This window comes from Gorillibacterium massiliense (genome assembly GCF_000455485.1).
Classification (GTDB): domain Bacteria; phylum Bacillota; class Bacilli; order Paenibacillales; family NBRC-103111; genus Gorillibacterium; species Gorillibacterium massiliense.
Genome location: NZ_CBQR020000064.1, coordinates 19323 through 30741, shown reverse-complemented (window position 1 = coordinate 30741; position 11419 = coordinate 19323). Strand labels below are relative to the sequence as shown.

The window sequence follows — 11419 nt, the reverse complement described above, 5'->3', positions numbered from 1 at the left end:
CCGCTCAAACCGCGAAGCGCCAAATAAGGGCCTAATAATGATCCAATCAGGAGCAGCCCCAAACTGCCGCACAGAAACCATGGAACAAAGCCGCCTTGCAAAAGACCGGCTGCCAAAGCTCCCAACCACAATATAGCAAGAAGAACAAATTGGCTAAACGCCTTTTTCGTCCCTCGTTTCTCTTTCGCCGGATTCAATGAGGCCGCAGCTCTTTGAACCTCTCTTGCGGCTGCCCTTGCTCGTCTCCCCGCTTTTCCGGAATTCGCTTCTATCGCCTTCATCCCGCCGCCCCCTTACACTCTGGGGGAGCGACTCATGCCAGGGACTGGCGTCCGCTCCAGCACATCCGCGATAATGCCTTCCGTTGTCGCCCCCGCCATCCGTCCTTCCAGCGAAAGCTGCAGGCGGTGAGCCAAAACCGGCGCCGCCATGCTTTTCACATCGTCGGGTACGCAGTAGCTTCGCCCGGACATGAACGCTTGGGCTTGAGATGCGCGCATGAGCGCGGCGGAAGCACGCGGGCTGGCGCCTAACTGCACATCTCCTCGCTGCCGAGTGGCGGCGGAGATACGTACAATGTAGTCGGTAAGCCGCTCATCCACATGTACGCCGCGAACCATTCGCTGCATGTCCAGCAGCTCTTCTTTCAAAATAACGGACTTCAGCTTGCCGATCGGGTGATGCTCATGAATCCGCTCCAGCATCTCAGCCTCTTCCCTCAGCCCGGGGTAGCCGAGGCGAATCCGCAGCAAAAAACGGTCCAGCTGCGCCTCGGGAATACCGTAAGTGCCTTGGCAATCCGCAGGATTTTGCGTAGCCATCAGGAGAAAGGGCTGAGGCAGCAAACGGGTCATGCCGTCTGCCGTCACACTTTTTTCTTCCATCGCTTCCAGGAGCGCGGCCTGGGTCTTCGGTGTCGTCCGGTTCAATTCATCGGCAAGCACCACGTTGGCGAATACCGGTCCCTCGCGAAATTCAAACACTTGCAAACGGGAATGATAGACCGAAACGCCTGTAATATCGGACGGAAGCAGATCGGGGGTCAATTGAATCCGTTTAAACTCGCAATCTATGCTGCGGGCTAAAGCGCGGACGAGCATCGTCTTCCCCGTACCCGGCACATCCTCCAGCAAAATATGACCGCCTGCCAAAAGCGCGGCAACGGCTTTTTCCACGGCTTCCCGCTTGCCGACGATCACTTTCTCGACATTTTCTACAATTCGTCCAACGACGGACAGGGTCTGATCCCCGCTCCGGGCAAGAACAGGATTAAGCTGCATGACTAGAAGCCTCCTCTTAAAGATGGATAGCTTCTAGTTTTCCCACCTTCTAGTATTTTACACTCCTGTTCTTGGAAGATTTACATGGAAGATGAGAGCTTGTCGCGGAGCTTGGATGTCAACGGACATCACCCTGCCATCTTTTTGGGAATACGCAGTGATATTCCCACCTAATATATCCACTGCAAGACGCAGCGCTACCCAAAGCTTGCCATCAATCAGCATCATTCGGACAAGAGGCCGCTTCGAATCCCCCTTAATCGGGTCATAGATGTAAACGCTGCGTTCCTTCAGGTTATATTCCACCATTTGTATCCCAAGCCTTACAAACGCCCGGTCGCCGCCATTCCAAATAAGAGTTCCACCAAGCTTTCCAGCCAGCTCTTCCAAAGGAACGGATATGCGGCCGTCCGTTTGATCGTACTCTCCAGCATTCAGCACCCAATCCCTATGATCGATTTTTAGCGTCAGAGACGTCTTATCTGCAGAGTCTGGAACCGTGCCCGGTCCTTTCCCCACCGGTTTAAGCAAAGCGGTCGTATTTGATGCCTCTTTCCCGTTTATCGTGTCAGATGAGGGTGAAGGCTCCGCACCAGGCGTAACGGACACCGCAGCCTCTTCCGGCAATGATATCGTTTCATTGGCGAGAGGTTGGGAATTGATTCTGGTATCCAACGCTGTCTTTGCATAGTTCACGAAGCTGTCGTATGTCATGGCGCGATTCCACTTGCTTTTGGCCAGTCGGAATTGCACCGGTTTGACTTGATCGGTAATGGCCGAGAAGGCATAACCCTTTTCTTTAAAATAGCGAATGATCTCCGGCAGCGCCTTGACCGTTTCCCCGTGTCCCGCGCCATCATGCATAAGGACAACCATGCTGTCCGTCAATTTCGCCTTTTTCACATTTGCGATGATCTCCTTAGCCGGGACGCCTCGGCGGGTTGCGTCGCCGCTGTCCACGTTCCAGTCAAAGGTTCTGTAACAGGCAAGATCCACCAAGTAATAATAGAAAGCGTCAAAATTGGTAGACGTGCCTCCCGGGGCGCGAAGCAGCTGCGGGCGAAACCCGACTGCTTTTTCAAAGGCGTCACCGGTTTTGTCGATTTGATCGATAAAAGTACCATATGAGCTGTACAGCTGACTGTAGACGTGATTGTAGGAATGGTTGCCCAAGGCATGGCCTTCCTTCACTACGCGCTTCGCGATGTCCGGATATCTGGTGATCCATTCACCTACCATAAAAAAAGTAGCCTTGACATCCGCTTGCTTCAATATATCGAGGACTTGAGGGGTGAGCTTGTCGGGACCGTCATCAAAGGTCAAATATACGATGGGCTGTTTTTCCGAGGGCAAGCTCGCGGATTTATTCCCCGGTACATCCACTCTCTCACCGGAACGGAGACGGTCATATAAGGAGTGGGAATATAGGGTAGTTGCCGAAGAAGATTCGCTATCGCCAACAGCGTTGGCGCTGTCGGTGGAAGCAGCCGCAGAGGCTTGCGGGCTTAAAGCGGCCCAGATGAGAAGCAGGGGGAAAACGAGAGCGAAAATACGGTACATTCTGCTGGCTGTGATGAGACGTCCTTCTCGTCTTAGGGAAAAAGCTGGTTTGGATTGGAACGGCATAGACTGGAATCCCCTCCGCAAATATCTATCAATTTTGGTTTGATAGATTATATGAAGAGGATGTGCCGTTATGACAGGCGGGGAGAAATGATATCATGAAGCTAGGTTATTTCAGGGCATGAAGCTAGGTTGTTCCAGGTTAGGAAGTCAGACATGTCCAAATGGCATCCATCGTCTTCGCCAGGTTGGACACACCATCTTGATCGAATGAATTCCATCGGAAATAATCGGGGTGCCCACCGACGATATTCACGGCAGAGCGAATGCGCGGGGCGCCGGGCGACGGCTTCCCAAACCATGTAATCGGGTCGCCAAGACGTCCGGCTTTATGAACGCGGCATACCCGGTTCTGCCAATCCTCGGCGATCCACACCTCAGGAGAACCGACCATAATCACCTTGTCGATGGAGTAGCCTTTATCGTGGAGCATCTTTCCGGCGGCGTAGGCGGCCACCCCTCCCCCGCTGTGTCCGATCAGCACAATTTCTCCGCAACCCGCTGCTTCATAATCCTCGACGATAAAGTCAAAAGCGCGCTTACCGCCGCGATTCCGCAAATATCGGGCATACATATCCCGGCTCACCGCCAGCGCCTGCCGGGCGATAAAGCGGCTATAACCATTTGCCAGCACATCGTCCATAAAGCCGTAAGGGTAAAAATCGGCGGTATGCACCTTGCGCACACCGGCAACGCGGTAGCGCTCAGTCAAATCCTTCATGGCGCCGCTAAAGAAATTCCCCGCCTTCCAAGTGCCGATTCCCGACAAAAAATAAACCGACTTTTCTCCCTCGCGGTTCATCTCCATCGCTTGCCCACCCCACCTTACTTGTTCTGCATACTGCGGCTTTTTTCTCTGATTATAGTCCATTTACGGCGCGCAAAAAACCCGAAACCGGAAAGCTCGGGCTCATGCTTTTTTGACGCTTGTCCTTTATTCTCCATCGATCCGGATGATGCGAAAAGCCGTAAGCACAGAAGCTTGGGCTAATGTTTTTCCGCGGCCGCCAGCACCTGCTGCACATGATCCTTCACCCGGATATTACGCCATTCTTGAATCAAATTGCCTTCTTCATCCACGAGAAACGTGGAGCGCACCACACCCATATACTCTCTTCCGGCCAGCTTCTTCTTCTGCCAAACCCCAAACCCTTCGCTCATCTGATGCTGCTCGTCCGACAACAAGGGAAAGGGCAGCGCATATTTATCCTTGAACTTGCCATGGGTCTTGACGTTGTCCACACTTACACCGATCACTTCGAAGCCCGCCGTCTTCAGCATCGGGCTCATGTCCCGGAAATCGCAAGCTTCTTGCGTACAGGCTGGGGTCATATCTTTCGGATAAAAATAAATGACCAGCTTCTTCCCTCGGTAATCTTTCAGGGAAATGTCCCGTCCTTCCGATGAAGGCAGAGTAAAGTTCGGTACAGGCTTGCCCACTTTCAGCTTCTCTTCCATTTTTTCTTCGCTCCTGGCAGTCGTAATTCCATTCGCCCTATCATAGCCCTCCTGCTCTTCGGAGGCAATGAAGGATTGCACTCCTTCATCAGGCTGCGTGCGAATCATGCGATCGAGAAGAAAAATGCCCATGCAGGAGAGACCGATGGCAAAGACCAAAACCAGAGCAAGAGTCGTCTCCATCCCGTACCCGTCCCAAAAATAGACCAGCTTCTCCCTCCAGGTCAGCTCGCTCATTTGCGGCTTCTTCAAAGGCGCATAACCGATCAACAAGTGGTAGGCGTCATTGACGGCGGCGAAAATCGGTTCCCCCGGCGACGGCTGTTCGTCGGCTTGCAACCTCTTGTATTTTTTCACCATGAGCAAAAATCGTCGCTCGATCTGATCTCTTCCGGCATCCGCCGGAAGCCCGAGAATGGAACATGCCTCCTGCCTCTCCATCGTCTCTATGCCCCCTCGCCTTTTCCATCGGAATAGGTTCAGGGTGAGCAAGATGACCAAACTTTATTCACCGGTTACTTCTACCGATACGCGGAGAAATCCAGCTCGACAATGGGCACGTTGCGGCTTAGCCGGTCTTTAATGCTGTTAATGAATCGGATCAACCCGTCGTCGCGTTTTTCCGGTTCCACTTTCATATTCAGCACTAAATACAAACAAACATCCCGCAAGATGAGAAAAGCAGGGATTTCTTCCAGCCACTCCGCCGGAAGTGGGTTCACCTGCCGGTACCCTTCCCAGAAGCTGCGGAAGAAACCGTCGGCATATGCCTTTCGCTCCGCCTCCTCCTCGGGAGCTGTCCAAGCCATCGTGTAATAGAGCGGAATCGCCAAGTCGTGAACGAACCAATTGTAGGCAGAATCGTCAAAATCAAACACGCGCAGCCGGCCGTTTTCCACAAAGAAGTTGCCCATGTGGATGTCCGTATGGATGAGACCGTATACGTCCCGGTTTATCGGCAATTGGCGCATGCGGCCCATGGCTTCAGTCAACCGGTCAAGGACATACTCATCTCCCTTTTCCACATAACGATCCGCATGGCCCAAGAGATCCGTATCGTCATCCCAGTCCGGTCGCTTCACGGCCCCTTCCGGAGCTTGATATTTTTTTGTTGCCTGGTGCATGGCTCCGGTCACTCTTCCCCATTCCCGAAATAAATCCCCATTCCAAACTTCCGGATCACGGGAATCGGGAGATTTGCCACCTGCTTTTTCAAACAGGCAAACGGTAAATTCCGAATCCTCCACGGTGAACACTTCCGTCAGCCGACCAGCCTTAGATGGATAACAAGCCGGGATATCCACTCCCGCCGCCACTAAATGGGAGATATAATCCAGCTCAGCCGCGACCTCGCCAGCAGATCGGTGGCTGCTGTGGGTTAATCGCAATATTTTCGCAATTCCGTCATGATCCATTGCTTCGTACACATAATTCTCAAAGTCCCCTAGTTTGCGGAAATCATGGTCCGCAAGCCCGAACCGTCTGGCCGCTTCTTTCAGCAATTCCTGACTAAACAGCCGTTCCACTTCTTTTTCCATTCTAACCCCTCCTTCTTTCAGACTACCTGAGGGCATTCCTGGAATGCAAAGGAAAAAATAATTAAGAATGAATTGGCAATCTTTACGGTTGCGGCTTTTTCAGAAAACGACTTATAATAAGAGGATGCCCCCGATTTATCGCCTGATTTCGTGATTAAATGTGAATAGCTGCAAATAAACGACCTTTTCCATAGCTTGTCGCGGCGTTTGTTTCGAAAGGAGCTGCTTAATGCGCAAAACTGTAAAATGGCTCGGACTGACTATCTTGTTTATTGCCATTATTTTTATTGGAAAATACGCATACGACATGTATCATTCATTAGATGGCCTGCATAAAGGGGAAAAAGCAATCAATATTCCAAAAAACAAAGCAAGCGAGATTTCGGCAGAGGAACCCCCGAAGTGGGAAGGTAAGGAACGGGTTAACATCCTGCTGATGGGCGCGGATTCCCGTGGCGCGGAAAATGGGGATATCCCCCGCTCCGACACTCTCATGATCGTCTCCGTCGATCCGGTAACGAAGAAGGCGACGCTGTTCTCCATTTTGCGTGATACGTGGGTGAAAATTCCCGGACATGGCGAAGACCGGATCAATGCCGCTTTCGCTTACGGCGGCTCCAATCTGGCCGTCCAGACGGTCAGCAATTTTACCGGACTGGAAATCCAGTATTACGTGTATACGGATTTTCTTGGGTTTATCGCCCTTGTCGACGAAATCGGCGGCATCGATCTCGACGTGGAAAAAGACATGAACTATGAAGATGCCTGGGATCAGCATAAATTCGACATTCACCTGAAAAAAGGGTACCAGCATCTGGACGGCGAAAAAGCGCTGCAGTACGTCCGTTTCCGCCACGATGCCTCATCCGACTTCACCCGTACGGAGCGGCAACGCAAGTTCATCATGGCCGTGGCCGATAAGGTGAAAAGCACGTCTAACCTGCTGAAGCTGCCCAAGATCATCTCGTCTGTGGATCCGTACATCGACACGAATCTGACGGTCAGCAACATGATCAAACTGGGCGCACTGGGTTTTCAAGTGAAAAACAACGGCGTTGATGGCCAGCAACTGCCTCCGCAAGATTTGCTGAAGGAAGCGCGCATCGGCGGAGCCCAGGTTTTGACGGCGAATTCCGACGAAGTGAAGGCGTTCATCCAGGATACCCTGGAGAAGCAAGTTGCCCCGGATCCGACGACTGCGCCAACCACCAATCCCAACTCCGTCTCCATGAAGGACGACGGAACGAAGAAAGAAGCAGAATCTGCCCATTGATTGATATTACGGCGATATGGCAAGGCTGGAGGGTTCTCTCCAGCCTTTTTTTAACGTTACAGAATGGTATAGGTTTGCTACCATTCTTGCTTTTTCAGCGGGAATATGAGATTACAGTTAAATGAACTTTAATCTATCGTCAGAGGGAGTCGAAGACGAATTATGGAGAGATCAAGATCAGGGCAGTTATACGAAGAAGCTCTGAAGCATATTGTCGGCGGCGTCAACAGTCCGTCCCGATCCTTTAAGGCGGTAGGTGGTGGAGCTCCTGTTTTTATGAAACGGGGCAAAGGCGCGTACTTCTGGGATGAAGACGGCAACCGTTATATCGATTATCTGTGCGCCTACGGCCCCATTATTCTTGGCCATGGGCATCCTGGCATAGCTGCCGCTCTGCAGCAGGCAGCGGAAAACGGCACGCTGTACGGCGCGCCGACGGAACTGGAGATTCGCTTCGCCAAAATGATCAAGGACGCCGTGCCGTCCCTGGATAAAGTCCGCTTCGTCAACTCGGGCACGGAAGCGGTCATGACCACCATCCGCGTTGCCCGGGCGTATACCGGACGAACGAAGATTATCAAATTCGCCGGCTGTTACCACGGCCATTCCGACCTCGTACTGGTGGCGGCTGGCTCCGGCCCTTCCACCCTGGGAACGCCGGACAGCGCCGGGGTGCCGGCCAGCATCGCCCAAGAGGTCATCACCGTACCCTTCAACGATCTCCCTTCCTTGGAAGCGGCTTTGATAAAATGGGGGGATGAAATCGCGGCGGTCATGGTGGAGCCCATCGTCGGCAATTTTGGCATGGTCATGCCTCATGCCGGATTTTTAGAGGGGTTGTGCCGCTTGGCCCGGGCAAACGGTTCTCTTGTCATCTATGACGAGGTGATCACCGGCTTCCGCCTCCACTACGGCCTGGCCCAAACCTATGAGGGCCTCCTGCCGGAAGAACTGCGCGCGGACAGCCTGGACGGGCTGAGCGCCGCGGAGCGGAACGCTGCCGACGCCGGCTGGCTGGCCCGCCGCGAGGCCGCCTTCCGCGCCATCGAGCCTGATCTGACGGCCATGGGCAAGATCATGGGCGGTGGGCTTCCCATTGGCGCTTACGGCGGCCGCCGGGAAATCATGGAGCAGGTAGCGCCCCTCGGCCCGGCCTATCAGGCCGGAACGATGGCGGGCAACCCTGCCTCCATCGCGGCGGGCATCGCCTGCCTCGAGGCGCTGGCGGAGCCAGGGGTTTACGCCCGCATGGACAAGCTGGCCGCGAAGCTGACCGCCAGCATAAGCGCAGCCGCAGAAGCGGCGGGCGTACCGCTCACGGTCAACCGCATCCGCGGCTCCTTCTCTACCCACTTCTGCGATCATCCAGTAACCAACTATGAGGAAGCGCAGGATACGGACGGTGAACAGTTCGCCGAGTTTTTCCGGCAAATGCTGGAGAGGGGCATCTGCCTGGCTCCCTCCAAATACGAAGCTTGGTTCCTGACCCTTGCCCATACTGAGCGGGATATAGATGAGACGATAACAGCGGCTAGAGAGGCATTTTCCTCAATGGCACAGAAGTAACAAGGAAGGATAAACGGCTGACGCTTTCCCTTCTGGACTTGCGACGTTTACCGTAGGCCGCAAAAGCCGGATCAATCCGGCTTTGCGGCTTTTTTTGAGCTTGCATGAGGGACAGGCAGCATAGCGACGCTTTTTTTCCATCCGAGCTCACCCCAATCTCTCTACCCTTCTAACCCGGCCCAGCCAAGAGTCCGTTTACTTCCCCCTGCAAAAACGTTACCATCATATGTAGGGCAGCGATTGGAAGGCGGTCCGCCACATTTCAGCACCGACTCAGGCGGCATTCAGTCGTTATTCAGTATTGGAAGTCATAATAAGAATCATGATAGACATGTATTACAGGAGGCCGCAAGCCCATGAAATCCATCAAAGGAATCCGCATCCTACTCGTCGACGACGAACCCCATATTTTACAGTTTCTCGAACTCGGATTGGCGAACGAAGGCTTTGAGGTAAAAACCGCCCCCGACGGGATGACTGCGATCAATCTAGCTCTGGAGTTTCAACCCCATGTTGTGATCTTAGACGTCATGATGCCCGGTATGGACGGTTTCGAGGTGTGCCGGCTGCTCAAGAAAAATATCGGAAACATCGCCATCATCATGCTGACTGCAAAGGACGAGGTCGACGACCGGGTGAAAGGACTGACCATCGGCGCTGACGACTACGTAGCCAAACCTTTCAGCTTTGAGGAGCTGTTAGCCCGCATTCAAGCGCGGTTGCGCAACCAGTTTCCCAATTTATTTGGCGAGGTGATCCAAGGACCCTTCCGCATCGATGACCGGAGGAAGGAAATCACCTTCCAAGATCAGGTGCTGGAGCTGTCCCCCACCGAATACGAACTGTTGAAATTTCTCATTATCAATCATGGGCTTGTCCTAAGCAAGTCTGTCATTCTGGATAAAGTGTGGGGCTATGATTTTGGCGGTGAGGAAAATATCGTCGAAGTTTACGTCCGTTCCCTCCGGGATAAGCTGAACGACAAGGAACATAAGCTGATCCGCACCATCCGCGGCGCCGGTTACCGGGTTGATGCTCCATGAAAACTGCTGCGGCATGGATCAAGCGATTGCCCCAGCCTCGTTCTCTGCGCTACCAGCTCTTGGTTCGGTCTCTGCTCATCTTGGCGGCGCTGCTGCTTACCATTGGCATTTTCCAATACGTGTTGATGAAGAACTTCCTCTACCAAAACAAGGCGGAGGCGCTGGAAACCCAACTGATGACCATGCCCCGGGAGCTCATGAACCGGTCCGGCACACCGTGGAACAACTCCTTCGGCGAAAACGGCAAGGCCCAGGACGAGACTCCCCCGACGACGGGAGAACAGCGCCGGCCGATTTTTTTTCTCGGTGACAGTTCCTTTGCTTATATTGCGCCAGACGGAACGTTTACCGATCTGTCCGGCGATAACGGAGGCAGTAAAGCATCGCCGCAACTTTCGGCGGATGATTACCTGCAGTTGCGTTCGGATCATCTCGAAACCAGCAAAACCGAATACCAAGTGGTACGGGACAAAAACGGGACAGAACAGCTTATCGTCTTCCGCCATTCCGGTTCACCCGGCAATTCAGGCGGCGGCTTGCTGCAGCTCGGAACCGAAACCGCTCCCTTGAAAGCCGTGCTGGTGCGGCAGCTCCGCACCTTCCTCTTCCTCTCCCTTTTTGCCTTCCTCGCCGGTTTGGCGCTCTACCTGCCTGTGCTGCGGCGCACCCTGATCCCCTTATCCAACATGGCGAAAGCCGTCCAACGGACGGATGCCGGCAATTTGACGGAGCGAGTGCCGGAGCACCAGGGACAGGAGGAAATCGATCGTCTCTCCGTTTCGTACAACGGTATGCTCGAGCGGCTGGAGACCTCCTTCACCGCCGAGCGGGAAGCGCGGGAACAGATGCGGCGGTTTATCGCCGACGCCTCCCATGAGCTGAGAACGCCGCTGACCTCGATTCACGGTTTTCTGGAGGTGCTATTGCGGGGAGCAGCGGATAAGCCGGAACAACTTTACCCTGCGCTTAACAGCATGCACGGCGAATCGAAACGGATCAAGAAGCTGGTGGAAGATTTACTGCTGCTGGCCAAACTGGACCGTGCCCCTCAACTGCAAATAAAGGAAACCCGGCTGGATAAGCTGGTGTTGGAAATGGAGCCCCATCTGCAAATGCTGGCCGGAAACCGCTCCGTTCGTTTTCAGCTTAATGAAGCCGAAGCCATGTGCGATTCCGATAAAATCAAACAGGTAATCCTCAACTTGTTCCACAATGCGGTTCAGCATACGGATGCGAACAAAGGAGTGATCACCTTGTCTGTTTCACCAGCCGGGGAACTTGCCGAACTGGCCGTAAGGGATAACGGCACTGGCATCGCACCTGAGCATTTGTCCCATGTGTTTGAGCGTTTCTATCGCAGCGATTCCTCCCGTACTCGAAAATACGGAGGCGCCGGGCTCGGCTTGTCCATATCCAAGTCACTGGTGGAAGCCCATGGCGGCTCCATTTCCGTTGAGAGCAAAAGCGGCGAAGGCACAGTGTTTCGGCTCGCCCTTCCTAAGCAGGTTGAAGCGTGAGATTTTAAGGGATATGGTGGTGCAGAGTGGGTCCCTATCTATTTGAAAAATAACCCGTAATCAAGAATAAAAGGTGCCGCCCCTCCAACGAGGTCCGCGGCACTTTCGTTTACCTCCCTGT

Annotated in this window: 9 protein-coding genes and 1 pseudogene; 4 read left to right on the top strand and 6 right to left on the bottom strand. The window is 53.6% G+C overall.

Features of this window, described 5'->3' with window-relative positions; translation table 11 throughout:
* The 6 genes and pseudogenes from TJ79_RS07445 to TJ79_RS07420 all read right to left on the bottom strand — a co-directional run.
* Positions 1–281, bottom strand: a pseudogene (locus tag TJ79_RS07445) (hypothetical protein); the annotation flags it as partial.
* Positions 282–293: 12 nt separating this feature from the next.
* Positions 294–1280 carry an AAA family ATPase gene (locus TJ79_RS07440; protein ID WP_040949662.1) on the bottom strand — a complete coding sequence of 329 codons (987 nt, stop codon included), beginning with the start codon at positions 1278–1280 and terminating at the stop codon, positions 294–296.
* A gap of 57 nt (positions 1281–1337) precedes the next feature.
* Positions 1338–2906, bottom strand: coding sequence for a polysaccharide deacetylase family protein (locus tag TJ79_RS07435; RefSeq protein WP_052339375.1), 1569 nt, complete (start codon positions 2904–2906; stop codon positions 1338–1340).
* 139 nt (positions 2907–3045) lie between these two features.
* Complete coding sequence (locus TJ79_RS07430; RefSeq protein ID WP_238322874.1) at positions 3046–3774, bottom strand: hypothetical protein; 729 nt, start codon at positions 3772–3774, stop codon at positions 3046–3048.
* A gap of 116 nt (positions 3775–3890) precedes the next feature.
* Positions 3891–4802 carry a thioredoxin-dependent thiol peroxidase gene (bcp, locus tag TJ79_RS28530; RefSeq protein WP_337588931.1) on the bottom strand — a complete coding sequence of 304 codons (912 nt, stop codon included), beginning with the start codon at positions 4800–4802 and terminating at the stop codon, positions 3891–3893.
* Between the two features lie 80 nt (positions 4803–4882).
* Positions 4883–5899: a phosphotransferase enzyme family protein gene (locus tag TJ79_RS07420; protein WP_040949660.1), complete on the bottom strand. Its 1017-nt coding sequence runs from the start codon at positions 5897–5899 to the stop codon at positions 4883–4885.
* A gap of 229 nt (positions 5900–6128) precedes the next feature.
* Between TJ79_RS07420 and TJ79_RS07415 the strand changes: the two genes are divergently transcribed.
* From TJ79_RS07415 to TJ79_RS07400, 4 genes are all read left to right on the top strand, one after another.
* Positions 6129–7172, top strand: a complete 1044-nt coding sequence (locus tag TJ79_RS07415; RefSeq protein WP_052339374.1) for an LCP family protein — start codon at positions 6129–6131, stop codon at positions 7170–7172.
* A gap of 162 nt (positions 7173–7334) precedes the next feature.
* Positions 7335–8738 carry an aspartate aminotransferase family protein gene (locus TJ79_RS07410; protein WP_040949659.1) on the top strand — a complete coding sequence of 468 codons (1404 nt, stop codon included), beginning with the start codon at positions 7335–7337 and terminating at the stop codon, positions 8736–8738.
* A gap of 356 nt (positions 8739–9094) precedes the next feature.
* The gene (locus TJ79_RS07405; protein ID WP_040949658.1) at positions 9095–9781 is read left to right on the top strand and encodes a response regulator transcription factor; all 687 of its coding nucleotides are present in this window, start codon (positions 9095–9097) and stop codon (positions 9779–9781) included.
* Complete coding sequence (locus tag TJ79_RS07400) at positions 9778–11298, top strand: sensor histidine kinase (RefSeq protein ID WP_040949657.1); 1521 nt, start codon at positions 9778–9780, stop codon at positions 11296–11298. Before TJ79_RS07405 ends, TJ79_RS07400 begins: the two co-directional genes overlap by 4 nt.
* Positions 11299–11419: the final 121 nt, after the last annotated feature.